We start from the raw sequence: 25,431 nt of genomic DNA on the forward strand, positions 1-25,431 counted from the left end.
GCGGAATGGTGAATGCGGCCATGAAGGGGCAATAGCCACCGCCGCCTTTCTGACTTTCTGTCAATGCTGTCGATGTTGTACGGGTACCTTGTTGCTTGTGTGAGACTTGTGCGAGGGTGAATACCCGCGCGGGGTAATGTCCCGGTCCAATTCGGCAGTTGAGGAACGCGACCGACACCGTACCGACACCGCGTCGGCGAATTCCCGCTCCCCGGCGCACCGACGAGGTACGCACCACCGCACCAAAGGAATCCGCTCCGTGCCCACCCCCCACCCGCCTCGCCCTTCCTATCCGCCGCCCGGCGGTGGTGCGGGGGAGTCCGACGAGTCCCTCGCCGCCCCGCTGCGAGCCGGATCGGACATCGAGGCCTCCCGGTCCGCCGCGCTGCTCATGGCCCGGCACTGGCGGCCCGTTCAGGAATACGCGGTCATCTGCCTGGCCGCCTCCGGTCCCGTCGCGCACATGGTCGCGGCCGCAGCCTTCCACCAGGTGCTCGACCGGGTGGCCCTCGGCGAGACGGCCGACGCGATCCGGCCGCGCCTGCTGGTCTCCGTCCGCGACACCGTCGCCAACTGGGCCGTGGAGGACCGAATAGCGGAGGTTCTTCCGGACCTCGGGAAACCGGCCGGCGGCCGCGGTATGCGCGCCACGAAGTCCATGACACCGGAAAACCGCACCCTCGCGGAGCGCTCATTCCTGGGCCTCCCGGCGCTCGCCCAGAGCCTGCTCTGGCATGCCGAGGTGGAGGCCGAACCGATAACCGTACCGGCCGGTCTGTTGGGCATGGACACGGCAACCGCATCGGCGGCTCTGGATGACGCCCGGGAGAAATTCCGCGAGGGCTGTGTCCGCGCCCACCGCGAACTCGCGCCGTCCCAGGAGTGCCGCTACTACAACCGGCTGCTGGACGTGCCGCTCCGCCGCGGCGGCGCCCTGCTGCCGGACGTCCAGGAGCATCTGGCGCAGTGCCCGTACTGCAGGGCCGCCGCCGAACAACTCGGCCATGTCGAGGGCGGACTGGGCGTGCTGCTGGTCGAGGCGGTGCTCGGCTGGGGAGCCCGCCGCTACCTCGACTCGCGCCCGGGACGCAAGGGCGGCGAGGACGTTCCCCGCACCCGCGCGGCGGCCCGGCGCGCCGGAGGAGGCGGGCGACGGCGTGCGTCCGCGGGGACCCGGATCCTCGCCCGCATCCCCGTGGCGGTGCGCCGCCCGCCCGGCTCCTGGTCGTCGAAGACGCTGCTGACCAGCGTCGGCGTGGCCGGTGCGGGACTGCTCGCCTCCGTCCTCGCGGTGAGCACGCTGTCCGGCGGTGGCGACAGCAGTGACGCCGTCGCCACCGCGGGCCTGGTGCCCGGCGACTCCGAGCCCGAGGCGACACCCACCTCCGGCACGGCCGGGCTGCCCTCCGCCGACCACACCACCCGGTTGCGCAACGCCGCCGCCCAGCTCTGCCTGGACATCGACGGCGAGCCGAAGGCCGGGGCGAGCGTCGTGCTCGCGGTGTGCTCCACGGCCTCGAGCCAGCAGTGGACGTACGAGAGCGACGGCGAACTGCGCAGCGCGGCCGGCCATGACCTGTGCCTGGACTCGCACGCGGACGCCGGGGTGGTCATCCTCGGCACCTGTGCGGAGGAGGGGGCCGGGCGCGGCAAGGACGTGCGCTACGACCTCACGGTCCAGGGCGAGTTGCTGCCCCGCTGGGACGAGACCCTCGCGCTCGCGACGGGCGGGGTGGACCCCGGCTCGGACATCGTGGTCAAGGTCCGCGACCACACCAGCGGCCAGCACTGGCTGACCGACGCCCCGGTACCGTCCCAGAGCCACGGCTCACTCTCCATCGCCGGAACGGGGGGCCCGTCGGCGCAGCCGGCGGAACTGGCCGGCCACTAGGCGCTCCGCGGGGGCGCCGTGGGTCGTCCGCGGCGCCGTCGCGGCTGGGCGCGCAGTTCCTCCCCCAGCCTTCGGCCGGGGGTACCCCCAGCGCCTCTTCGGGGCGCGCTGCCGAGCGGCCGGTTCAGTCCTGGGCGGCGTCCGGGCCCTGGGCGCGGACGCGCTCCACGTGCTCCAGGGATTCGCGCAGTTCGGTCAGCCAGTCGTCGGTGTGCCGTTGGACCAGCCGCACGCACCAGGCCAGCGCCTCGCTGCGGCTGCGCGCCACGCCGCCCGCGATCAGGGTGTCCAGCACCTCGCGCTCGGGCTGGCGCAGCCGGGTCATCACCGGCGCAGCCACATGCGTGAACAGCGCCCGCTGCCCGGCACACTCCACGCCCCAGGAGACCTTGCGCCGGAACTGGTGCTCCGCCTCCTTGGCCACGGCCATCCGGCTCTCCCGGGTGCGCTCCCGGAACTCCTGGATCCGGCCCTGTACGGCCGCCTCCCGCTCGGCGTCCGACGCGCCGTCCTGCAGCTTGGGTCCGGGGATGCGCCCGATGACGGTGACCTCCTCGCGGTCGACCGTCACCTCCACCAGTTCCTCGAAGAGGTCGTCGGGCAGGCGGCCGGCGAACCAGCCGCGGAGCTTGTCTCGTTGCTCTTGAGTAATCATGTAATGACGATTACTCCGTTGCAGACCAAAGGCAAGGGCTTGCCCGGAAGTCCGCCGACAGCGGAAGCGGAATGTTTCAGGACGATTAACGAGGCGATGAGATCAGGCCATCTGGCCGCTTCGGGCGATCAAGAACCGCTCCGTTGAGCGGTCGACGCGTTCGAATTCCGTGACTTCACGCCACTGTTTCAATACGCAAGGTTACTGAAACCTGTGGGTTCGATGTGTGTTTCGGCGACGGACTCGGCAGAGTGGCGCCCGCCGCCCCGGCACCCACCGGGCCGAGGGCGGCACCCGTCGAATCGAGCGGAAGGATGCACACAATGCGAACCACCGCGCGCTGGGCAGCGACCCTCGGCCTTACGGCCGTCGCCGTCTGCGGACCCCTGACGGGGGCCGCCGTCGCCGCCCCGAGCTCGCTCTACGCCCCCTCGGCCCTGGTGCTCACCACCGGCCACGGCACAGACGCGGCCACCGCCACGCCCGAGCGCGCCGTCACCCTGAACTGCGCCCCCAGCGCCTCCGGGACCCACCCGGCGGCCGCCCAGGCCTGCGCCGAACTGCGCGGCGCCGGCGGTGACTTCGACGCCCTGGCGCCCAGGAACGATGTGTGGTGTACCAAGCTCTACGACCCCGTCGTGGTCACGGTCGAGGGCGTCTGGCAGGGCAAGCGCGTCTCCTACGAGCGCACCTTCGGCAACCAGTGCATGAGGGACGCCTACGGGGCGAGCGTCTTCGCCTTCTGAGCCCGGGATCGCACGGTCCTCGTGACTGCCGGACAGGTCCGTAACTGGGGAGTGCGGCCCCTGGAGCGGGAACCTGCGATCTCGCGAGGGGGTCGGACGGGCGGAGTGGGGCCGCCCGCCGACCCCCGGTGTCACCGCCGCTCCGCGGCGTTCCCGTCCCGGGGAATGCCGGGGAGCGGCGGGAAACGTCCCAGCAGTCCCGAGGCCCGTAACAGCCGCGGAATCCGGGGCCCTTCGCACACCAGCCGCAGCCGCCCGCCCCGCTCCCTGGCCCGCGCCTCGGCCCGGCACAGCACCCGCAGCCCCGAACAGTCGAGAAAGTCCAGCCGCCGCAGATCGACGAGCACATCCGGCTCGGCGCCGGCGGTCGCGGCCAGCAGATGCTCGGCAAGCAGCTCCTCGGTGGCGATGTCGACCTCGCCGTAGACCTCCACGACGAGCTGTGCCCCGCTACGGCGGGTCCGCGCACAGGAGTTGGCGGTGGGCAGCCCGGGGCCGTCGTTTTCCGGGGTCATCTCGGAGCTCCACCTCGCCGGGGCGGATATGGGCCGAGTTGTTACCCGCTGGGAGCGCCCGTCATCCCTGATACAGGCGGCGCAAGATCAGGTTCACCCGACAGTGTGAACTTCTATGGATGGGCTTGACCTGGCTCCCCTTTGGGAGCGCTGGGGGGGACCCCGGCCCAAGGCCGGGGGAGGAACTGCGCGAACGGCCCCCACCTGCCCGCAGACGACGAACGGCGAGGGGCCACCGTCTCCCTGCTGACGGCGACCCCTCGGTCCCTGCGGCTCCGCGGAACTCACATATGGACGACGGGCGCCGCGTCCGCGTCCAGCTCCGGCACCCCGCGCCGGAACAGCAGGAAGGCGATCACCGCGCCCGCCGCGAACATCCCGGCCGACCACCAGAACGCGGTCGTGTAGCTCTCGATCGTGGCCTGCGCCTGCACCAGCTTGCTGGTCGCGTCCTTCCCGGCCAGGTAGTCCGTCGCCGCGCTCGCCGCGAGCGTGTTGAGCAGCGCCGTACCGATCGAACCGCCCACCTGCTGCATGGCGTTGACCGTCGCCGACGCGACACCCGCCTCGTCGGCCGTCACCCCGCTCGTTCCCAGCTGCATGGCCGCCGGCATGACCAGGCCCAGGCCGAGGCCGGTGATGATCAGCTGCGGCAGCACCGCGCTGACGTAGCTGGAGCCGACGCCGATCCCGGTCAGCCAGGCCATGCCGGCCGCGGAGACCGCGAAGCCCAGCGGGATCACCACCTTCGGGCCGAGCCGCGGAACCAGGGCCTGGGTGCCGATCTGTGCCGTCACCATCAGGCCGCCGATCATCGGCAGGAACGCCACGCCGGTCTTCGTCGGGCTGAAGCCGAGGTTCAGCTGCAGGTAGTAGGTGAGGAAGAGGAACACGCCGAACATGCCGCCGGCGGAGATCAGCACGGTCAGGAGCGAGGCCGCCCGGTTGCGGTCCATCAGGATGCCCAGCGGCAGCAGCGGGTGCTCGGCCTTGGTCTGCCACCAGGCGAAGGCCGCGAGGAGCACGACGCCGGCGATCAGGAAGCCCCAGGTCAGCGGCGAGCCCCAGTCGTGGGTCTCGGCGTTGGAGAAGCCGTAGACCAGCGAGAACAGACCGGCCGCGACCAGGACTGTGCCGAGCACGTCGAGCTTGGAGTTACCGGCGTCCCGGTGGTTGTGCAGCAGGGCCATGCCGCCCGCGAAGGCGACGAAGGCGATCGCGACGTTCACGTACAGGGTCGAGCGCCAGTCGAACGTGTCGGTGAGGACACCGCCGAGCAGCAGGCCCACCGCACCGCCGGCACCGGCGATGGCACCGTAGACACTGAACGCCCGGGCCCGCTCACGGGCGTCGGTGAACGTGGTGTTGAGCAGCGAGAGCGCGGTCGGGGCGAGCAGCGCGCCGAAGGCACCCTGCAGGGCGCGCGCGGTGACCAGCATCCCGAAGCCGTTCGCGGCACCGCCCAGCGCCGACACGGCGGCGAAACCGACGACGCCTATGAGGAAGGCGGTCTTGCGACCGAACAGGTCGGCGATCCGTCCGCCGAGCAGCAGCAGGGAGGCGAAGCTGAGGGCGTACGCGGTGACGATCCACTGCCGGTTGCCGTCGGAGAACCCGAGGTCGGCCTGGGCGGACGGGAGGGCGATGTTCACGATGGTGGCGTCGAGGACCACCATCAGCTGGGCGACGGCGATGACCGCGAGGATCCACCACCGCTTCGGGGAGGCGGCGGCCGGAGGGGCCTCCGCGGCACCCACGCGGGCGTCGTCGGTCAGAGTCTTCTCAGACATGGGGGAACCACTCCAGGGAAGTCGTTCGGGATTTACGGAGCCGCGAACGAAACGGTTTCGTACACATCGAGCCTAGACCACTTTCAGCGAAACGGCAACGTTTCGCTGGGGAGGAGGACGATCATGGCCGAAGGGATGCTCGCGGTGGACGGCGCGCGGCTCCACTGTGAGGTGCGGGGTACCGGTCCGGCCCTGTTGATGATCAGCGGCGCGGGCGGCGACGCCGGCTACTACTCGGCGATCGCCGGGGACCTCGCGGACGCGTTCACGGTGATCACCTACGACCGCCGGGGCAACTCCCGCAGTACCGGCCGTGACGGCACCCCGACGACCCTCGCCGAACAGGCCGCGGACGCCCGCGCGGTCGTCGACGGCCTCGCCGGCGGCCGTGCCCTGGTGTTCGGCAGCAGTGCGGGTGCGATCATCGGGCTCACCCTGGCCGCCCGGCATCCGGAAGTGGTGTCGGGGCTCATCGCGCACGAACCTCCGGCCGTGAACGTCCTGCCCGACGGCGACCCGGCCCGCGACTTCTTCCCGGAACTGGCCGCGGTGTACGCCGAGGGCGGGGCGCCGGCCGCGGGCCGCCGCTTCGCGCAGGGGGTCCGCGGTGAAGGCACGTACCGCTGGCCGGACGACCTCTGGAAGAGGTTCCTCGGCAACCAGGACCACCTCTTCGCCGCCGAGTGGCCCGCCCTGGCGTCTTTCCTCCCTGACGAGGAGGCCCTGCGCTCGGCCCCCTTTCCGGTCGTGCTGGGGGCGGGCAGTGAGGACCGCGGCACGTACTACGCCCGCCCGTCGGCCGAGATCGCCCGCCGTATCGGAGCGCGGTGGGCGGAGTTCCCGGGGATCCACATGGAGTACCTGCGCGATCCGGCGAGGTTCGCGGCGGCGGTGCGGGTGCTGGCCACGCTCCTTCGCGGGAGAGGTGTGCCCGCCTAGGGGTGCGGGGCCGTGCGGACGTGCGGCTACGCCGCGTGGGCGCGACCGGCCGCCTCAGGTGTTCTTGGCGACCGTCGGCACATATATTCCTTGACGGGAATATAACCGTGCGGGCATATTAAGCCCATGTCCGCCGACACTCTCTGGACCGCCCTGGCCGACCCCCACCGACGTGCCATAGTCGGCCTCCTCCTCACCCGCCCACGCCCCGTCGGCGAGATCGTGGACGCATGCGGCCTCAGCCAGCCGAGCACCTCCAAGCACCTCAAGGTGCTGCGCGAGGCGGGCCTGGTCCGGGTGCGGCAGGACGCGCAGCGCCGCGTCTACGCCCTCGACCCGGCCCCGATCGCCGAGCTCGACGCCTGGCTGGCCCCGTACCGCCGGTTGTGGAACCGCAGCCTGGACCAGCTGGGCCGCCGCCTGGACGAGACGGCGGACGACCCGGAAGCCCCCTCCTCGAAGGACTGATCCCCATGCCCGCCGAACTCACCGGCACCTACCTCACCCTGGACGACGGCCGCCCCGCCGTCCGCTTCAGCCGGGTCTACGGCCACCCCGTCGACCGCGTCTGGCACTTCGTCACCGACCCCGACGAGCTCGCCGGGTGGTTCCCCTCCCGCGCCGAGTTCGACCTGCGCCCGGGCGGCGCCGTCAAGTTCACCGGCGACCCGAACATGCCCGAGTCGCACGGCACCGTGCTCGCCGTCGACCCGCCCCGGAACCTGACCTTCGACTGGGGCGGCGACGAGATCCGCTTCGACCTGGAGGACGCCGGGCCCGACGGGACCCGCTTCACTCTCACACACGTCCTGGGCGAGGAGAACACCGCCGCCCGCAACAGCGCAGGCTGGGAGGTCTGCCTCGCCGCCCTCGACGCCAAGGCCCGCGGCGAGCGCTTCCAGGGCCCGCACGCCGGCGTCACCGCGCCCTGGAAGGAGTACTACCAGGGCTATCTCGACGCCGGCCTGCCCTCCGGCGCCCCCGTCCCCGGCGCCTGACCCGTCAGGCGAGCTGCCGTCGTACCAGCTCGTGCAGCCGTCCGCCGGTGTCGGCGAGCAACTGGGCCGGCGGGCCCTGCTGGGCGACCTTGCCGTCCTCCATCACGATCACCCGGTCCGCGTCCATGACGGTGGACAGCCGGTGGGCGATGACGATCCGGGTGGCGTTCAGCTTGCGGGTGCTCTCGATGACCGTGCGCTGGGTGTCGTTGTCCAGGGCGCTGGTCGCCTCGTCGAAGAACAGGATGCGGGGCCGCCGGATCAGCGCCTGGGCGATCATCAGCCGCTGCCGCTGGCCGCCCGAGATCGCGCCGCTCCCGGCGACGATCGTGTGCAGCCCCATCGGCATCCGCTTGATGTCCTCCGCGAGCCCGGCCATCTCGGCCGCCGCCATCGCCTCCTCGGGGGTGTACGGCTCGGTGCCGCAGATGACGTCCAGGATCGAGCCGGTGAACGGCTGCGCGTGCTGGAGCACCACCCCGCACTGGCGGCGGACCGCCGACTGGTCGAGGGCGCCCAGGTCCTGGCCGTCGTACAGCACGCTCCCCGAGACCGGCTTGTCGAAGCCGATCAGCAGCCGCAGCAACGTCGACTTGCCGCAGCCGCTGGGGCCGACGACCGCCACGAACTCGCCCGGGCGGATGTCGAAGGAGACGTCGTCCAGGACCAGGGGACCGTCGTCGGTGTACCGGAAGGAGAGGCGGCGGGCCTCGACGGCACCGGACAGCGGGCCGGGGCGGGTGCTGGCGGTGCGCACCTCGGGGGCGGCCTCCAGGACCGGCTTGATCTCCTCGAGGAGGGGGAGCGCGGCCACCGCCGACACGAAGGAACCGGTCAGCGAGGTGACCGCGGTGAGCAGCATCGTCACCGACGTGTTGAAGGTGAGGAAGGCCGCCGCGTCCATGGCACCCCTCGCCGGGCCCGCGAGCAGCATGAACATCAGCAGCGTGCAGACCGGGAGGTAGACCGAGCCCAGCACACTGGTGAGGTTCTTGATCCGGCCCACCTTCTGCTGGAGTTCCCGGCTGCGCGCGAACTCGCCCGCCCAGGCCGCGTACGCGTAGTTCTCGGCCGCCGCCACCCGCAGCTTCGGCAGGCCCCGCAGGGTCTGGAAGGCCTGGTTGTTCAGCTTGTTGCCGAGCACCACGAGCTTGCGCTGCCAGCGCACCTGCCACAGCCCGAGCCCGAGGAACAGCGCGGCGATGACGACGAGCATGGCAAGGGCCGCCAGCGCCATCGGCACGCTGTACCAGAACAGCAGGCCCAGGTTCATCGCCCCGACGGTCACCGACTGGGCGACCACCGGGCCGACCCCCGCCAGCAGCCGGCGGATCGCGCTGACGCCCATCGCCGCACTGGCCAGCTCACCGGTCGAGCGCTGGGTGAAGAACTTGGTCGGCAGCCGCAGCAGCCGGTCCCAGACGGCCGGTTGGAGGGTCGCCTCGATACGGCCCTCCAGACGGAGGATGGTCAGGTTCTCCAGGAGCGTGAACGCGGCCGAGACCACCGCGCTGATCATCACCGCCAGGCAGACCTGCACGATCAGGTTCGTCTGGGCCTTCGGCACGTAGTCGCCCAGCACCTTGCCGGTGGCGATCGGTACAAGGGACCCGATCGCCACCGTCACCAGTCCGGCGAGCAGCAGACTGCCCAGGTCGCCGCGGGTGCCGCGCAGACTGAAGCGGAGCAGGCCGAGCGGGCTGAGCGCCTTGTCGGGCAGCGGCCGGTAGAACATCACCGCGCGCGGCTCGAACTCCGCCGCGTTCGCCTTCTCGACCGGGGTCTCGCGGCCGGTCGCCGGATGGACGGCCACGTAGCCGCCGCGCCGCCACAGCAGCGCGACGGGAGCCCCGGACAGGGCCCGGTGTCCGACCAGCGGGCCGACGTTGTCCCGCCACCAACGGCCGTCGAGCCGTACCGCCCGGGTCCGCACCCGGGAGGCGAGGGCCACCCGCTCGACCGGGTCGATGCGGTCGCTCTCGGTGCCGCTCTGCGCGGGCTCCGAGAGTGTGATGCCCGCGGCCTCGGCGACCAGTCTGCAGGCGGCGTAGGAGGCGTCGGCGTCGGCGGCCGTGGTGCGCTTGGCCGCCTTGCCGATGGAGGCGAGCAGGGTGCGGTCGGCCTGGGCGCGGACCGCCTCACCGGCCTTGATGCCGGCCGCCGTACGCGTCTCGTGGGTGCGCTCCAGCTGCTCGATCCACCGGTCCAGGGTGGTCAGCAGCCGGTACTGCTGGTCGACCATGCTCTGCCACAGCGCGGGATCCATCAGCAGGTCGGCGGCCGCCTCCGCCCCGTACAGCGAGCCGTACTGCACGCTGCCCGGCGGCACCTGCATCCAGAAGACGTCGTCGTCGGTGGGGGCCGCGGCGCGCTCGCTGGCCGTCATCGGGGCCTGGAAGAGGATGGACAGGCCGCGGCCGACGCCGAGGGCGAGGGCGTACTCCAGGGGGCTGGTGGCCGGCGGGACGTACTGGGGGTTGCCGTACTCGTCGTAGGACCAGGTCTGGGTGCCGGCGGGCTGGTACAGCTCGCGCAGGCCGATCCGGTGGACCACGCAGTCGCGCAACGGGCGGGCCACCAGGGTGTGCTGCGGTCCCGCGACCGGGCCGAGCAGGAGGGAGCCCGCTTCGAGCCGGCCCAGGTGGTGCCAGTGGCCCTGCTGTTCGGCGTCCACCGCGAACAGGTCCAGGGCGCCGGACGCCACCAGCCACAGCGTCTGCGGGCCTTCGAGGTCGAGGCGGTTGAAGCCGGTGCAGTCGATCCGGGCGCCCAGGGAGCCGAACGCGCCGAGTACGAGGTCGCCTTGGTCCACGGTCGTCATCTCATCGCTCCCTGACCAGCGCGGCGTACGCCCCGCCGTGTGCCACCAGCTCGTCGTGCCGCCCGCGCTCCACGATCGTGCCGTGCTGGAGCACCACGATCTCGTCGCTGTCGCGGACCGTGCTCAGCCGGTGCGCGATCACCACGCAGGCGCAGCCGCGGCGGCGGAGGTTGTCCATGACGACCAGCTCGGTCTCGGCGTCCAGGGCGCTGGTCACCTCGTCGAGGACGAGGATGCTCGGCCGTCGCACCAACGCCCGGGCGATCTCCAGGCGTTGGCGCTGGCCGCCGGAGAAGTTACGGCCGTCCTGCTCGACCCTGCTGTGGATGCCGCCGGGCCGCCGCGTCACCACGTCGTACAGGGCCGCGTCCCGCAGCGCCTCCACCACCGCCTCGTCCGGGATCGACGGGTCCCACAGCGCCACGTTGTCGCGGACCGAACCCTCGAAGAGGAAGACGTCCTGGTCGACGAACGAGACGGAGGCGGCCAGCGCGCCGCGCGGGATGTCCTCCAGGCGCTGTCCGTCGATGCGGATCACGCCCTCCCAGGGGGCGTACAGGCCCGAGATCAGCCGCGAGACGGTGGACTTGCCGCTGCCCGAGCCGCCCACCAGGGCGACCTGGCGGCCGGGGCCGACCGTCAGGTCGAAGCCGGTGAGCAGGGGCTTGTCCAGCGGGCTGTAGCCGAAGCTGATGTTCTCCAGCTCGACATGGCCCTGCAGCCGCCGGGTGGAGTCGCCGGCGCCGGGGCGGGCGTAGATCGGGTCCGCCTGGAAGTTCTCCACGTCCTTGAGGCGGGCCACGTCGGCCGCGAAGTCCTGGATGCGGCCCGCGACGCCGTTGAGCCGGGTCAGCGGGGCGGTGAAGCGGGTGACCAGGGACTGGAAGGCGACCAGGAGACCGACCGAGATGCCGCCCTCGACGGCCCGCATGCCGCCGATCCACAGAATCAGCGCGCTGTTGAGGGTCGCGAGCGTCGGCGCCACCACGCCCAGCCAGGCGCTCGGCACGCCGAGCCGCTGCTGCTCCTCCAGCGTGCTCGCGTGCTGCCCGGCCCACCTGCGGAAGTAGCCGTCCTCGCCGCCCGTCGCCTTCATCGTCTCGATCAGCTGGAGACCGGTGTAGGAGGTGTTGGTGAGCCGGGCGGTGTCCGCGCGCAGCTTCGCGGTCCGGGTCGCGCGCAGCCGAACGACGAGCCGCATCGCCACGATGTTCAGCAGGGCAACGCCGATGCCGAGGAAGGTGAGCTGGACGTCGTAGGTGTAGAGGAGCACCGCGTACAGGACGACGACCACCGCGTCCACGCCGGCCGCGGCGAGGTCGCGGGCCAGGGTCTCGGCGACCTGGTCGTTGGACTGAAGGCGCTGCACCAGGTCGGCCGGGCTGCGCTGGGCGAAGAAGGTCACCGGCAGGCGCAGCAGGTGGCGCAGGAAGCGGGCGCTGGTCAGGGTGGACGAGACGATCCGGCCGTGCAGCAGGTTCGCCTGTTGCAGCCAGGTCAGCACCAGGGTGAGCAGGACGCAGGTGCCCATCGCGGCGAACAGCACGGTGAGCAGCGAGGTCTGGCCGCCGATGAGGAACAGGTCGATGTACTGGCGGCTGAGCGCGGGCACCGCCGCGCCCACGACCACGAGGAGCAGGCTGGCCAGGACCGCGGCGGGCATGGTGCCGGCCGTGCCACGCAGCCGGGCCGGCATCGCGCCGAGGATGCCGGGACGCCGGCCGCCCTTCTCGAAGCCGTCGCCGGGCTCCACCACCAGCACGACACCGGTGAAGCTGCCGTCGAACTCCTCCATGGGCACGAACCGGCGGCCCTTGGCCGGGTCGTTGATGTAGACGCCCCGGCGGCCGAAGCGGCGGCCCATGCCGTCGTAGACGACGTAGTGGTTGAACTCCCAGAACAGGATCGCCGGCCCCTGCACGTCGGCGAGAGCGGCCAGGTCCATCTGCATGCCCTTGGCGGTGAGGCCGTAACTGCGGGCCGCCTTCAGCAGGTTGCTGGCGCGCGAGCCGTCGCGGGAGACACCGCAGGCGATGCGCAGTTCCTCCAGCGGGACATGGCGGCCGTAGTGGCCGAGGACCATGGAGAGGGAGGCGGCGCCGCACTCGACGGCCTCCATCTGGAGCACGGTGGGCGTGCGGACCGTCCGGCCGCGGCCCTTGGGGACCGGTCGTTTCGGCGGGGCGGCGCGCCGGCGGCCGCGGGTCTCCTGGGCGGTGGTCACGGCAGCAGCCAATCGACGGGACGCTGGTCGGCCAGCCGGATCGAACCCGAGGCCAGGGTCATGGAGTCGAGCAGGAACGGCGGCCCGTCGGCCGAGGACCACTTGTAGCCGCTCTTCGTCCTCTTCGAGGCGTCCAGCCGGACCAGTACCGCAACCGGGCGGCCTTTCTTGGTGAACTGGTCGCCGAGCTGGCTGTCACCGAGGAACGCCGAGATCGACTGCGCCGACTGGGCGGTGCGGTCCACCGACTTCACATGGCCGCGCAGCACGCCGTACTCCTGCGTCGACACCGACGACACGGTCAGGTCGACCGGGGCGTTCGCGGGGATGGACGAGGCGTTCTCGGCGGGGACGTAGACGGTCGCGTACAGCGGGTCAGAGGCGTGGGCGATCTTCTCCACGGCGGCGACGTTCGTACCGGTCTGGATGATCTGCCCGATGGTCGCGGCGAGCGCGCTGATCCGGCCCGCGGCGACGGTGCGCACGACGGAGTCGCCCTGGCTCGTGTGCACCTTCAGGACGGGGGAGTTCGCCGGCAGCCGTTCGCCCTGCTCGGCGAGGACCGCCGTGACCTGCCCGGCGACCGGGCTCTGCAGGATGTAACTGCCCTGCCCGTGGGTGAGGATGGCCTGTGCGCTCACCGTGGAGGCGACCGAGCCGGTCACCGCCCACACCGAGGCCGCCGCCATCACGACGACCGAGACGGACAGCGCGAGCCAGCCCTGCGGACGGGCGAACCGCACCGGGAGGTCGAGCTCCTCCGGGGACTGGAGCTTGGCGAGGGCCTGTTGGCGGAACTGCACGGAACTTCCCTCACCTAGGGGAGAGGCACTGGTGTTTCAGAACGTCCGAGAGTCCCGGGGCCGGGATCCGGCTCCGGGACTCAGCGGCAACGAGGTGCGATCAGAGACCGGCGACCAGGTTGGTGACCGGCTGCGTGTTCAGGCCGGTGACACCCTCGACGGTGCCGACGACCGTGTTGACCAGGCCGGAAACCGGGGCAACGCTGTCCACCAGGCCGGTGACGGTGCCGACGGCGTTCAGGGACAGGCCGCCGGAGACGTTGTCGAGCTCGGCGTCGGAGATCTCGACGGTCTCAACCTGGGGGGTGGAGTTCATGATGGAACTTCCCTTCATATGGATATTCACAAGGGGGAGAGCGGCCCCCCGACGCCCTTCAGGGACGAACACGGCCCTTGGGGGGACGAGCGGACGGCCGCGACCGCGAGCGCCGGGCGCCCGTTTCCGGAAGCCCTTCGCGGCCCCCGCGGTGCGATGGATCAAAGCACGCCCACGGTCCGCGCTTCCAATCAACCATGCGCCTCACCTGGGCACTTGAGTCTCACAAGGGCGCAACCGTGCAGGCGTGCGCACCGCTTGTCGGCCACTCCTTCACAAGCCGCACCACATCGCCCCGGCCGCACGGCTTGCCCACCCGGTGGCGAATCCGGCACTCCGGGCCAAGGGCACGGCAGGGGGCGCGCGGTTGTGCAGATCCGCCGCTTCCCGTGACCCGCGTGGGTGGTGGATGTGCAGATTCCCTGAAGCAAGGATTCCGGTCCGTGATCGCAACAGATCGTCGCTGACCGGTTGCCGACCGTGTCGGTTGGGTCAGCCCAGAAGTGCGTAGACCGTGCTCGCCCGGGCCGCGAGCGCCCCCGACCTCTGATCGCTCATCGTGACGTCGGCGAACGCCATCCGGCGGCCCAGTTTGGTCAGCACCGCTTCGATCAGGACATCCGAACCGGTCACCGCGCGCTGGAACGAGGTCGACTGCTGCACCGTCGTCATCGGCACGAAGCCGCCCCGGGCCGCCGAGACCGCGATCACCGTCGCCGTGTCGGCCGCCGCCATCAACGCCTGCCCCGACAGCCCGCCACCCTCCCGGGACAGCCGGTCCGACCAGGGCAGACGCAGAGTCGCCCGGTCCTCGCCCAGCGCCTCGACGGCCAGCCCGAGATCGAGCACCCAGGGAGCGAAGTTGGCGGAGAGGATCTTGTCGGCTTCGGCGGTGGTCATCGTCATATGGGGGATTGTTCCCGGGCCGGCGGCCCCGCACGCGGACCTGGTTCATCACGGGCGTGCCATGGCCGATTCATCACCGGGTCAAGGAAGTTGGCAAACGGAATTGAACGCACCACGTGACCCGCCCGTACCTATGGCCATCCAGGCGCCGCTCACGAACGACTGCCCTGTTACGGCAGACACTCCGTCCCTTGGAGGTCGAGAAGTTTGAGTCACAAGCGAATTCCGAAGCGCAAGGCCGCGATCGCGGTGGGCGGTGTCGCCGCGCTCGGAGCTGCGGCGTTCCTGCTGCCGATGGCCAACGCATCTCAGGACAACGCCTCCGGCGCCACCACCGCTGCCCCCAAGACCCTGAAGGCCACGGACGCCTCGGACCTTGCCTCGCAGCTCCAGGACCTGCTCGGCCAGGCCTTCGCCGGGTCCTACTACGACAGCGGCAAGCAGCAGCTCGTCGTCAACGTCATCAGCGGCGACAACAACGTCGTCGTCCAGGCGGAGAAGGCCGGCGCGGTCGTCCGCCAGGTGCAGAACAGCAACTCCGAACTGGCGGCCGTCGCCCAGACCCTGAAGGCCAAGGCGACCATCCCCGGCACCGCCTGGGCCGTCGACCCGAAGACCAACAAGGTCGTGGTCACCGCCGACTCCACCGTCACCGGCACCAAGTGGGACACGCTGCAGTCGACGGTGCAGAGCCTCGGCTCGAACATGGCGAGCCTCAAGAAGTCGTCGGGCACCTTCAAGACCCTGGTCTCCGGCGGCGACGCGATCTTCTCCCAGGTGCAGGACGGCACCGTCCGCTGCTCCCTCGGCTTCAACGTCACCGCCTCGGACGGCAGCCCCGCCTTCCTGACGGCCGGTCACTGCGGGGTCGCGGCCAAGGACTGGTCCGACTCCGAGACCGGCCAGCCCATCGCCACCGTGGACCAGGCCCAGTTCCCCGGCGCCGGCGACTTCTCGCTCGTCAAGTACAACGACGCCACCACCCAGGCGCCCAGCGAGGTCAACATAGGCAACGGCCAGACCGTCGCCATCAACCAGGCCGTCGACGCCACCGTCGGCGAGACCGTGTTCCGGATGGGCTCCACCACCGGGCTGCACGACGGCCAGGTCACCGGCCTCGACGCCACCGTCAACTTCCAGAGCGAGACCGACCCCAACGGCGTCGACACGGTCACCGGTCTCATCCAGACCAACGTCTGCGCCGAGGCCGGCGACAGCGGCGGCTCGCTGTTCACGCAGGACGGCGGCGCGGTCGGCATGACCTCCGGCGGCAGCGGCGACTGCACCTCCGGTGGCGAGACCTTCTTCCAGCCGGTGACCGCAGCCCTGCAGGCGACCGGCGCGACCCTCGGCGACGCGGGTGCGGGCGCCGGTGACGCCGGTGCCACGGCCGACCCGTCCGCCACCGCCGGTGACGAGAACGGCGCCGGAGACCAGGCCGGCGGCGACCAGATCGGCGGCACGGCCGACCCGTCCGCGACGGCCGGCGACCAGAGCGGCACCGGTGACGCGACCGGCACCGGCGACCAGTCCGGCACGGGCGACGCGACCGGCACCGGCGACCAGTCCGGGACCGGCGCGGACAACACCTCGTCGTCCCACTGACCCGTCGCGCGACCTGCCGGCGGTTTCCCCGCAGACGGTGGACGGTCCGGCCCCCCGCCGGGGGGCCGGACCGTCCACCGTCTGCGCAGGTCAGCCCTCGGCCTCGGCCCGCAGCAACAGCACCGCGACATCGTCGACACGCTCCTGCGCCGCCGCACTGTGCCGCACGAGCGTGTCGGCGAGCCTGTCCAGGGGCTGGTCGCCGTTCTCCGAGAGCAGTTTCCCCAGGTCGACCAGGGCGTCCTCGATGTCCACACCGGGGGACTCGACCAGCCCGTCCGTGTAGAGGGCGAGTACCGAACCCGGCGCGAGCGACACCTCGGTCGTCGGGTAGGTCGCCTCCGAGTCGATGCCCAGCAGTGGCCCCCCGGCCAGGTCGAGGACGCGTACCCGCCCGTCCGGACGTCTCAGCAGGGGCGGCGGATGCCCCGCGCGGGCCATCACCGCGCGCCCCCGCTCCGGATCCAGTCGCAGGTACAGACAGCTCGCGAACAGATCGGCGCCCGAGTCGATCAGCAGCCGGTTGGTGCTGCGCATCACCTCCTCCGGCGCCTGCCCGACGCTCGTGAAGGCCCGCACGCCGGTGCGGATCTGGCCCATCAGTCCGGCCGCCGTCACGTTGTGCCCCTGCACGTCCCCGATCACCGCCGCCGCCAGCGGCCGGCTGGGCACCAGGTCGTAGAAGTCGCCGCCGATCTCCATGCCGTGCATGGCCGGCAGATAGCGGGCGGCCGCCTCGATGCCGGCCGGCGGGGCCAGCGAGTGCGGCAGCAGGGCCGCCTGCAGACCGTGTGCCAGCTGGTTCTTCGCGTCGTAGAGCAGGGCCCGCTCCAGCGCCTGCGCGATCAGCCCGCCGAGGCTGGTGAGGACGGCACGCTCGTCGGCCGGGAAGGCGTGCGGCTCGGCGTAGGCGAGAACGCAGGTGCCCACCGGGCGGCCCGACGCGATCAGCGGCAGATACGCCCAGGCGGCGAACCACTCCGGGAGCTCGTCCAGGTCCGGATACAGCCGTTCCAGCTGCTGCCTCGACTCGAAGAACGCCGGCACGCCGCTGTTCAGGGCATGGGTGCCGGGCGTGCGTTCGGCCAGCGGGAGGCCGTCGAAGCGCTCCACGGTCCGCGGGTCCTCGTACCCGCGGTGGCCCAGCACGTGCAGCCGCCCGCCCCGCGGGCCGAGGATCACCACGGCCTGGCTGCCCACGGACGGGGCGACCTCGTCCGCCACCAGCTGCACCACGTCCTGCACCCCGACAGCTTCGGTCAGCGCCCCGGCCAGGCTCAGCACCTGCGAGATGGTGACCAGCCGCTGCGCGGGCGTCGCGTCCGCGCGCGGTGCCGCCCCCACCATCTCGGCGACCGCCCGCGCCCGGCTGATCCGGGTGGTCAGCCCGGTGGTGCTCGGATACATCCGGAACGACAGCCAGTCGCCCGGCGGCCGCAGCGCCACGAACGACGTCACATGCTGGCTGATCAGCGCCGCCCGGTAGCGGTCCTCGTACATCGGGTCGTTCAGCCACGGCACCGACACCCACGGCTGGGTGCCGAGCAGATCATCGACCGGCACACCGAGCAGTTCTGCCGCCGCCGCGTTGGCGAAGGCGACCCGCCCGTACAGATCGAGCGAGGCGAGTCCGTACGGCAGCCGCCCCACCATCCGCGCCGCCTCCACCGTGCCCAGCGTGCCCGCCACTCCCGACGGCGGTGCCGCCAGCAGATCCGGCTCGGTGCGCAGGGCATGGTGCTCCCGGGCGGCCCGCTCCAGCCGCACCGCCAGCCGGTCGCAGGCCGACGTCAGCGACTCCCGCTCCCGGTCGGACAGGACGGTCGGATGGGCGCCGGGCCAGGTCACGTACACCGCCCCGTACAAGGTCTCCGCCGTCGCCACGGGCAGCGCCGCCAGCGCGAACGGATACGGCAGCACCACCGCGATGCGTGGATACCGGCGGGCCATGTCCTCCTCGCCGCCCACCCACACCAGCCGCCGTTCGCGCGCCGCGTCCGCGACCGGGATCGGCGCGCTCAGCCCGACCCGCTCCCAGGGCGCCGCGAAGGCCCGGGGCAGCCCTGCCGTCACCGCCATCTCCAGGACCGGCTCGTCGGCCGCCAGCAGGTAGACCGCACCGGAGTGAGCGTGGACCTCCTCCATCATCGAGGCCAGCGCCAGCGACAAGAGCGGCAGGCCGGACCGGGTGCCGGCGGCCGCAGGCACCCGCACGTCCGGCTCCGCTCCCGCTGGAGGCGCCCCCATCCCGTCGGACACGCCCGACCACCTCCTCGTCCGGCCGCGCGTCGCGTCCTCGGGATCAAGGCTCCTCCCTGGCGGCGACCGGCGCACGGCGAGAGCGGCGCGGACCCCCGCACCGGGGCGGCCCGGCGTACCCCGTTCGCCCCGGCACATTCCCCCGCAGTCGAAGCGCGCGGCGGGGTACGAGCGCCGGGCGTGCGCCCCTGCGCACCCTGATGGCCGGATCTTCGCGCCCATGAAGGGTGGACGGCGCCAACAATGGGGCACGCGTTCCACACCTTGAACGGAAGAACCGACGTATGTCTTGCTGAGGGGGCGGCGGTGATCCGGGTACTTCTGGTGCACGACGTGTGTCTGGTGAGATCGGTCCTGGCGGAGTGGTTACGCCGGGAACCGGGGCTGCGCGTGGACGACACGCCGTGGCACGGCGCGCGGGTGCGGGTCCGGGCGGTGCGGCCGGACGTGTGCGCGGCGGACCTCGACAGCTCCGGTACCCAGGGCGTGCCACCGCTGGCGGACCTGCGCCCGGTGAACGGGATGCGGCGCGGTACGCAGTAGTCCCACACGATCGCCGCGATCCGCTTCGCGTTCGCCCGGGTGGCCGAGGAGTGGATCTTCCAGCCCTGGGCCGGGGACGGCAGCGGCGCGCCGTCCGCGCCGATCGGGGTCATGGTCAGCCAGTCCCCGGAGCGCGCCGCGCGCCAGCCCTCGGGCACCGCGCGCCGCGCCGTGGCGAACAGCGGTTCCGCCCGCGGTCCGCCGGCCCCGAGCCGGTCGGGCGTGTCGTAGAAGTGCCCGTCGGCGAGCGCGTACACCTCGTACCGTCCGTCCATCTGTGTCCCCCTCCGTGGGCCGGCCCCGACACTTCCAGGCGCCGCACGGTCGCGGACAGTCACGCCTGTCATGAGATCCCCGTGCGGAACGCACGGGGCAAGACATGTTCGGTGCGTTTCGAGCACGCCGGCCTCCCGCCCTCCTCGGAACGGTCACAGGGGCTGCGCAGACGCCTCATAAGCGCTGTAATGGCGGCGTGGTCAGTGAGGGTGCTGCGGTACGCGGAACGAGAACGGATCGCGCCGAAATCGCCCTCGAAACGTTCACTGGCGATCGCGGCGCACCCGATCGGCTCCGTCGCGTGCTCGAACAGGCCCTGGTGTTCGCGGGCGCGGCCTTCGCCGGGGTGTACACACCCGCCGACGACGGGACCGTCCTGCGCCTCGCCGAGTCGACGGGCGTTCCTCGCACCCTGTACGGGCTGCGCGACGCGTACCCGGCGATCGGGCGGTCCCCGGCGGCCGAGGCGTACGGCACCGGACGGCCCGTCTGGCTGGGCCCCGACGAGCTGGCCGACTGCCCCGAGGCGCGCCGGACCCCCGCGCAGGAGTTCTGGCTGGCCGCCCTGCCGGTGCCCGGCGGCGCCGGGCTCCTCGTCGCCGTCAGCGAGCGCGACGACGGATTCGGTCCCGAGGACCGCGCCTGCCTGGACCTGGTGGCCGAGGCGATCGCGCTGCCCGCCCCGCTCCCGCCGGCCGCGGAGACCGGCGAACTGCCCGCCGACGCCTTCAGTCTCGCCATGGACACCGGCCGGATCGCGGTCGGCGACGGCATCCTCGGCCTCTTCCGGATGAGCCGGAACGAATTCGACGGCAAGGTCGAGACGCTGCTCGGCCTGACCCTGCCCGAGGACCTGCCCGCCCTGATGTCGGTCGTCGAGGCCGACCACATGTCCATCGGCGACCGCGAACTGGAGTTCCGGATCCTCCAGCCCTCCGGCCCGCCCAAGTGGGTGCGGCTGCGCGGCCGGCTGGTGCCCGGCGGCGAGGGACGCCCGGCCCGGCTGGCCGGTACGGTCGCCGACGCCTCCACGCTCCGCTCGGACGTCACCGACGTGACCCGCGTGCAGCAGCTCGCCGCCGCCCTGGCCACCGCAGGCACGGTCAAGGACGTCAGCCAGGCCGTCGTCAAAGCCCTGCGCGGACCGCTCAAGGCCGACCGGATCGCCCTGGCCGAGCTGGAGAACGACCGCCTGGTCGTCACCGTCCTCGACCCGCCCGAGGCCGAGTCCTGGCCCGAGCTGTGGCGCAGCGAGTGGCGCGGCGAGTGGCCCGACGCCCCGGTGCGCGCCATGCCCACCCTCGCCGCCGCCCTGCGCGAGGGCCGCGCGCAGATCTGGCCGGCCCGGGCCGCCCTGGAACCCGCCCTCGCCGAGGTCGGTCCCGGCGGCCTCGCCATCCTTCCGCTGCCCGCCGGCGGCCGGATGGCCGGCGCCTGCCTGATCGGCTGGGACACCCCGCGCGACTTCGGCCCCGACGAACGCGCCCTGCTCACCGCCTCCGCCGGGCTCGCGGGCGAGGCCCTGATGCGCGCCCACGCCTTCGACGCCGAGCACGAACTGGTCGGGATGCTCCAGCGCGCCCTGCTGCCGCCCCGGCTGCCCCGGCTGCCCGGCGGCGAGGCCGTCGCCCGCTACCTGCCCACCAGCGAGGGCGGCCTGGAGGTCGGCGGCGACTGGTACGACGTGATCCCGCTGACCGACAACCACGTCGCCCTCGTCATCGGTGACGTCCAGGGCCACAACGCGAGCGCCGCCGCCCTCATGGGCCAGATGCGGACCGCCCTGCGTGCCTACGCGGCCGAGGGGCACACCCCCGACGTGGTCGTCTCGCACGCCAACCGGCTGCTCCTGGACATGGAGAGCGACCTCTTCGCCACCTGCTGCTACGTCGACGTCGACATGGAGGACGGCACCGCCTGGTGCGTGCGCGCCGGGCACCTGCCGCCCGTGCTGCGCCACCCGGACGGCACCACGCGGATCACCGAGACCGAGGGCGGGCCGCCGCTCGGCGTACTCGGCCGGACCGAGTTCCCGATGACCCAGCTCAGCCTGCGCCCCGGCACCGTGCTCGCGCTCACCACCGACGGCCTGGTCGAGTCCCCCGACGCCGACATCGACGACGGCATGGAGCGCTTCGCCCGCGACCTCGCCGGCTCCGACCCCGCCCACCTCGGCCTGGCCGCCGACGGCCTGCTCGGCAACGCCCACCGCGCCGACGACGTCGCCCTGCTGCTGATGCGCTACGACGGCATGGCCGTCCGCCCGCTGCGGGAGAGCTGGACGGTGTGGCGGGTCCCCGAGGCGGCCCGGCACGCCCGCCGCTTCAGCAGGCGCACCCTGCGCTCCTGGGGCGTGACCGACGAGGGCATGGACGTGGCCCTGCTGGTGGTCTCCGAACTGGTCACCAACGCCCTCATCCACACCGACGGACCCGTCCGGCTCGACCTGACCCTGGTCGAGCACCGGCTGCGGATCGCCGTGGCCGACGCCTCGCCACGCAGCCCGGTGAAACCCACCAACATCGGCTGGGAGGCCACCGGCGGGCGCGGCATCCTCCTGGTGGAAGCCGTATCGGCCGCCTGGGGGACCGTGCCGGCCAGCGGCGGCAAGCAGGTGTGGGCGGATCTCGTCCTGGAGGGCTGAGCCCCACCCGCTCTCGACAGGCGGCGCGGCCCGACCGTCCTTAGTGTCTTGACGTGGCACATACCTTCGAAGAACTCGTGGCCAAGCACCGCGCGGCCGACGCGGCCCACGAGAAGGTCCTGGAACTGCGGGACAGCTACGGGCCACCGGCACGGCAGCAGCCGGGCGGCGCCCAGTCGGCGACCTACGAGACCGCCCTGCGCGCCTGGCGCGACCTGGCCCGCGACGAACTGACCGCGGTGAACGAGTACGCCCGTGACGAGGGCCGGTCGAGGGCCGAGATCGAGGCGGAGGTGGAGCGCGCGGCGGCCCGGCCGGAGGGCTCCTGACCTGCGGACAAACCAGGCGGGATGCCGCTACGGGGCACCTCGTGGTCACATGGCATCCGCACCGAGGCCATACTGTCGTAACCAGTCAGGAAAACAGAAGAACGTCTCAATCAGATGTTCACCTATAAGGTGTAGCGAATGAAGGCTTTGGTGCTCTCCGGCGGTGCCGGAACCCGGCTGCGGCCGATCACCCACACATCGGCGAAACAGCTCGTGCCGGTGGCGAACAAACCCGTGCTCTTCTACGGGCTCGAATCCCTTGCCGCCGCGGGCGTCACCGAGGTCGGGATGATCGTCGGCGACACCGCCGCCGAGATCGAGGAGGCGGTGGGCGACGGGTCGAAGTTCGGCCTGGACGTCACCTACATCCCCCAGGACCGGCCGCTGGGCCTGGCCCACGCGGTGCTGATCGCCCGCGAGTTCCTCGGCGACGACGACTTCGTCATGTACCTCGGCGACAACTTCATCGTCGGCGGCATCAGCGGACTGGTCGACGAGTTCCGCGAGACCCGCCCCGACGCCCAGATCCTCCTCACCCACGTGCCCAACCCGCGCGCCTTCGGTGTCGCCGAGCTGGACGCCGACGGCCAGGTGATCGGCCTGGAGGAGAAGCCGCAGGAGCCCAAGAGCGACCTCGCCCTGGTCGGCGTCTACCTCTTCACGCCGGCCATCCACGACGCCGTACGCGCCATCAAGCCGTCCTGGCGCGGCGAGCTGGAGATCACCCACGCCATCCAGCACCTCATCGACCAGCGCGCCGACGTGCGCTCCACGGTGATCAAGGGCTACTGGAAGGACACCGGCAACGTCGTCGACATGCTGGAGGTCAACCGGACCGTCCTGGAGGCCCAGGAGCCGCGCATCGACGGCGAGGTCGACGAGGCCAGCCAGATCGTCGGCCGGGTGGTCGTCGAGGCCGGGGCGCGCGTCACCAACTCCCGGATCGTCGGCCCGGTCGTGATCGGCGCCGGGACCGTCGTCGGCGACTCGTACGTGGGCCCCTTCACGTCGGTCGCCGAGAACTGCCGGATCACCCAGAGTGAGCTGGAGTTCTCCATAGTGCTGCGGGACTCCTCCATCGACGGGGTGGGCAGGATCGAGTCCTCGCTGATCGGCCGGCACGTCGAGGTCACCCCGGCACCCGGCACCCCCAGCGCCCACCGCCTCGTTCTCGGAGACCACAGCAAGGTGCAGATCCGTTCATGAATCTCCTCGTCACCGGCGCCGCCGGCTTCATAGGCTCCACGTACGTCCGCGGCCTCCTCGCCGACAGCGCCCTCGACGCGCCGCACATCACCGTGCTGGACAAGCTCACCTACGCGGGCACCCTGACGAACCTGCCCGAGGCACATCCCCGGCTCACCTTCGTGCAGGGCGACATCTGCGACGCCGAGCTGGTCGACAAGCTCATGGCCGACGCCGACCAGGTCGTGCACTTCGCCGCCGAGTCGCACGTCGACCGCTCCATCGACGGGGCCGGCGCGTTCGTCCGCACCAACGTGGTCGGTACCCAGACCCTCCTCGACGCGGCCCTCCGCCACGGCGTCGGCCCGTTCGTGCACGTCTCCACCGACGAGGTCTACGGCTCCATCGAGACCGGCTCCTGGCCCGAGAGCCACCCGCTCCAGCCGAACTCGCCGTACTCCGCCTCCAAGGCCTCCTCCGACCTGCTCGCGCTGGCCTTCCACCGCACCCACGGCCTGGACGTCCGCGTCACCCGCTGCTCCAACAACTACGGGCCGCACCAGTTCCCCGAGAAGGTCATCCCGCTCTTCGTGAGCAACCTCCTCGACGGCAAGAGCGTGCCCCTGTACGGCGACGGCAGCAACGTCCGCGACTGGCTGCACGTCGAGGACCACTGCCAGGGCATCGACCTGGTCCGCACCGGCGGCCGGGCCGGCGAGGTCTACAACATCGGCGGCGGCACCGAGCTCAGCAACAAGGAGCTCACCGGCCTGCTGCTCGAGGCCTGCGGTGCCGACTGGGACCGCGTGGACCGGGTCGCCGACCGCAAGGGCCACGACCAGCGCTACTCCGTCGACTGGAGCAAGATCCACGACGAGCTGGGCTACACCCCCAAGCACGACTTCACCTCGGGCCTCGCCGACACCGTCGCCTGGTACCGCGACAACCGGGACTGGTGGGAGCCGCTCAAGGAGCGCGCCGCCCTGGAGTCCCGCAAGGAGCAGGAGAAGCGCTGATGAAGTGGCTCGTCGCCGGAGCGGGCGGCATGCTCGGCCACGACGTGACCGAGGAGCTCGCCCGCCGGGGTGAGGAGGTGGTGGCCCTCGGCCGCGCCGACCTCGACGTCACCAGCGCCGACTCGGTGGCCGCCGCGCTCGCCGGGCATCGGCCCGACCTGGTGGTGAACTGCGCCGCCTACACGGCCGTCGACGACGCCGAGACCGACGAGGAGCGGGCCCTGCTGATCAACGGCGAGGGCCCGCGCCTGCTGGCCCGCGCCGCCGCCCGGCACGGCGCCCGCCTCGTCCACGTCTCGACGGACTACGTCTTCGACGGCGAGGCGCGCACCAGCCCCTACCCCGAGGACCACCCGACGGCCCCGCGCACCGCCTACGGGCGCACCAAGCTCGCGGGCGAGCGGGCCGTCCTGGCGGAGCTGCCGGGCGCGAGCGCGGTGGTCCGCACGGCCTGGCTGTACGGGACCCACGGGAAGAACTTCGTGCGCACGATGATCGAGCTGGAGTCCCGCCGGGACACCCTCGACGTCGTCGACGACCAGCGCGGCCAGCCCACCTGGAGCGCCGACCTGGCCGCCCGGATCGCCGACCTCGGCCCCCGCCTCGGCCGGGACGAGCGCGCGCACGGCGTCTTCCACGGCACCAACTCCGGTGCGGCCACCTGGTGCGAACTGGCCCGTGAGGTGTTCCGCCTGCTCGGCGCCGACCCCGAGCGGGTACGCCCCACCACCAGCGAGGCGTTCGTCCGCCCGGCACCCCGCCCCGCCTACAGCGCCCTCGGGCACGACCGGTGGGCCGAGGTCGGTCTGGAGCCGCTGCGGGACTGGCGGCAGGCCCTGGAGGAGGGGCTCCCGCACCTCCGCAAGGAGATGTCCGCATAAGGCACTTCGCAGCAACGCGCCGCAGGGCGGCCGACATGCCCATCGAGCATGCCGGCCGCCCTGCGGCGTTTGGAAATACCGGAGCCGGC

21 protein-coding genes and 1 pseudogene are annotated in these 25,431 nt (G+C 72.1%); 12 read left to right on the top strand and 10 right to left on the bottom strand.

The genetic code is table 11. The features are described from left to right. Positions 1–259: 259 nt before the first annotated feature. Positions 260–1,891 carry an RICIN domain-containing protein gene (locus ACFY0P_RS05380; protein ID WP_388907614.1) on the top strand — a complete coding sequence of 544 codons (1,632 nt, stop codon included), beginning with the start codon at positions 260–262 and terminating at the stop codon, positions 1,889–1,891. Positions 1,892–2,015: 124 nt separating this feature from the next. Here the strand turns inward: ACFY0P_RS05380 and ACFY0P_RS05385 are convergent, their stop codons facing one another. Then, a complete protein-coding gene (locus ACFY0P_RS05385) occupies positions 2,016–2,546 on the bottom strand; it encodes a hypothetical protein (RefSeq protein ID WP_388907615.1) in 531 nt (176 codons plus the stop codon). A 323-nt stretch (positions 2,547–2,869) separates the two neighbouring features. Between ACFY0P_RS05385 and ACFY0P_RS05390 the strand changes: the two genes are divergently transcribed. After that, the gene (locus ACFY0P_RS05390) at positions 2,870–3,292 is read left to right on the top strand and encodes a protease inhibitor (protein WP_388907616.1); all 423 of its coding nucleotides are present in this window, start codon (positions 2,870–2,872) and stop codon (positions 3,290–3,292) included. Between the two features lie 131 nt (positions 3,293–3,423). Here ACFY0P_RS05390 and ACFY0P_RS05395 read toward each other — a convergent pair whose 3' ends face one another. Together ACFY0P_RS05395 and ACFY0P_RS05400 are read right to left on the bottom strand one after the other, a co-directional pair. After that, on the bottom strand, positions 3,424–3,807 hold the full coding sequence (locus ACFY0P_RS05395) for an STAS domain-containing protein (protein ID WP_388907617.1): 384 nt from the start codon (positions 3,805–3,807) through the stop codon (positions 3,424–3,426). 284 nt (positions 3,808–4,091) lie between these two features. Then, positions 4,092–5,597: an MFS transporter gene (locus ACFY0P_RS05400; RefSeq protein WP_388907618.1), complete on the bottom strand. Its 1,506-nt coding sequence runs from the start codon at positions 5,595–5,597 to the stop codon at positions 4,092–4,094. Between the two features lie 123 nt (positions 5,598–5,720). On the opposite strand from ACFY0P_RS05400, the gene ACFY0P_RS05405 reads away from it, so the two are divergent. The 3 genes from ACFY0P_RS05405 to ACFY0P_RS05415 all read left to right on the top strand — a co-directional run bounded on the left by ACFY0P_RS05405 (position 5,721) and on the right by ACFY0P_RS05415 (position 7,534). Further along, complete coding sequence (locus tag ACFY0P_RS05405; RefSeq protein ID WP_388907619.1) at positions 5,721–6,536, top strand: alpha/beta fold hydrolase; 816 nt, start codon at positions 5,721–5,723, stop codon at positions 6,534–6,536. A gap of 126 nt (positions 6,537–6,662) precedes the next feature. Further along, positions 6,663–7,004, top strand: a complete 342-nt coding sequence (locus tag ACFY0P_RS05410) for an ArsR/SmtB family transcription factor (RefSeq protein ID WP_388907620.1) — start codon at positions 6,663–6,665, stop codon at positions 7,002–7,004. 5 nt (positions 7,005–7,009) lie between these two features. Then, positions 7,010–7,534: an SRPBCC family protein gene (locus tag ACFY0P_RS05415; RefSeq protein ID WP_388907622.1), complete on the top strand. Its 525-nt coding sequence runs from the start codon at positions 7,010–7,012 to the stop codon at positions 7,532–7,534. Positions 7,535–7,538: 4 nt separating this feature from the next. Here ACFY0P_RS05415 and ACFY0P_RS05420 read toward each other — a convergent pair whose 3' ends face one another. The 5 genes from ACFY0P_RS05420 to ACFY0P_RS05440 form a co-directional block, all read right to left on the bottom strand. Then, positions 7,539–10,355, bottom strand: coding sequence for an NHLP bacteriocin export ABC transporter permease/ATPase subunit (locus ACFY0P_RS05420; protein ID WP_388907624.1), 2,817 nt, complete (start codon positions 10,353–10,355; stop codon positions 7,539–7,541). Between the two features lies 1 nt (position 10,356). Further along, positions 10,357–12,579 carry an NHLP family bacteriocin export ABC transporter peptidase/permease/ATPase subunit gene (locus ACFY0P_RS05425; protein WP_388907626.1) on the bottom strand — a complete coding sequence of 741 codons (2,223 nt, stop codon included), beginning with the start codon at positions 12,577–12,579 and terminating at the stop codon, positions 10,357–10,359. Further along, on the bottom strand, positions 12,576–13,382 hold the full coding sequence (locus ACFY0P_RS05430; protein WP_388907628.1) for an HlyD family efflux transporter periplasmic adaptor subunit: 807 nt from the start codon (positions 13,380–13,382) through the stop codon (positions 12,576–12,578). Before ACFY0P_RS05430 ends, ACFY0P_RS05425 begins: the two co-directional genes overlap by 4 nt. A 100-nt stretch (positions 13,383–13,482) precedes the next feature. Continuing rightward, positions 13,483–13,698 (bottom strand): type A2 lantipeptide, encoded by a 216-nt coding sequence (locus ACFY0P_RS05435; RefSeq protein ID WP_293991413.1) that lies wholly within the window; start codon positions 13,696–13,698, stop codon positions 13,483–13,485. Positions 13,699–14,190: 492 nt separating this feature from the next. Next, complete coding sequence (locus ACFY0P_RS05440; protein WP_388907630.1) at positions 14,191–14,604, bottom strand: PaaI family thioesterase; 414 nt, start codon at positions 14,602–14,604, stop codon at positions 14,191–14,193. A gap of 207 nt (positions 14,605–14,811) precedes the next feature. On the opposite strand from ACFY0P_RS05440, the gene ACFY0P_RS05445 reads away from it, so the two are divergent. Then, positions 14,812–16,209, top strand: coding sequence for a S1 family peptidase (locus tag ACFY0P_RS05445; protein ID WP_388907632.1), 1,398 nt, complete (start codon positions 14,812–14,814; stop codon positions 16,207–16,209). Between the two features lie 90 nt (positions 16,210–16,299). Here ACFY0P_RS05445 and ACFY0P_RS05450 read toward each other — a convergent pair whose 3' ends face one another. Then, positions 16,300–18,456 (bottom strand): PP2C family protein-serine/threonine phosphatase, encoded by a 2,157-nt coding sequence (locus ACFY0P_RS05450; protein WP_388908817.1) that lies wholly within the window; start codon positions 18,454–18,456, stop codon positions 16,300–16,302. A 318-nt stretch (positions 18,457–18,774) separates the two neighbouring features. Between ACFY0P_RS05450 and ACFY0P_RS05455 the strand changes: the two genes are divergently transcribed. Beyond that, on the top strand, positions 18,775–19,011 hold the full coding sequence (locus ACFY0P_RS05455; RefSeq protein ID WP_388908875.1) for a hypothetical protein: 237 nt from the start codon (positions 18,775–18,777) through the stop codon (positions 19,009–19,011). On the opposite strand, the pseudogene ACFY0P_RS05460 reads toward ACFY0P_RS05455, so the two are convergent. After that, positions 18,984–19,286, bottom strand: a pseudogene (locus ACFY0P_RS05460) (lantipeptide synthetase); the annotation flags it as partial. The gene ACFY0P_RS05455 and the pseudogene ACFY0P_RS05460 overlap by 28 nt on opposite strands. A 197-nt stretch (positions 19,287–19,483) precedes the next feature. Between ACFY0P_RS05460 and ACFY0P_RS05465 the strand changes: the two are divergent. The 5 genes from ACFY0P_RS05465 (at position 19,484) to rfbD (ending at position 25,342) form a co-directional block, all read left to right on the top strand. Continuing rightward, the gene (locus ACFY0P_RS05465; RefSeq protein WP_388907634.1) at positions 19,484–21,931 is read left to right on the top strand and encodes a SpoIIE family protein phosphatase; all 2,448 of its coding nucleotides are present in this window, start codon (positions 19,484–19,486) and stop codon (positions 21,929–21,931) included. Positions 21,932–21,984: 53 nt separating this feature from the next. After that, positions 21,985–22,260 carry a hypothetical protein gene (locus ACFY0P_RS05470; protein ID WP_388907636.1) on the top strand — a complete coding sequence of 92 codons (276 nt, stop codon included), beginning with the start codon at positions 21,985–21,987 and terminating at the stop codon, positions 22,258–22,260. A 138-nt stretch (positions 22,261–22,398) separates the two neighbouring features. Next, complete coding sequence (locus tag ACFY0P_RS05475; RefSeq protein ID WP_388907638.1) at positions 22,399–23,466, top strand: glucose-1-phosphate thymidylyltransferase; 1,068 nt, start codon at positions 22,399–22,401, stop codon at positions 23,464–23,466. Continuing rightward, complete coding sequence (gene rfbB / locus ACFY0P_RS05480; RefSeq protein ID WP_388907640.1) at positions 23,463–24,461, top strand: dTDP-glucose 4,6-dehydratase; 999 nt, start codon at positions 23,463–23,465, stop codon at positions 24,459–24,461. Before ACFY0P_RS05475 ends, rfbB begins: the two co-directional genes overlap by 4 nt. Beyond that, a complete protein-coding gene (gene rfbD, locus ACFY0P_RS05485; RefSeq protein ID WP_388907642.1) occupies positions 24,461–25,342 on the top strand; it encodes a dTDP-4-dehydrorhamnose reductase in 882 nt (293 codons plus the stop codon). Before rfbB ends, rfbD begins: the two co-directional genes overlap by 1 nt. Positions 25,343–25,431 lie beyond the last annotated feature (89 nt).

Source organism: Streptomyces sp. NPDC001714 (assembly GCF_042892755.1).
Classification (GTDB): Bacteria; Actinomycetota; Actinomycetes; order Streptomycetales; family Streptomycetaceae; genus Streptomyces.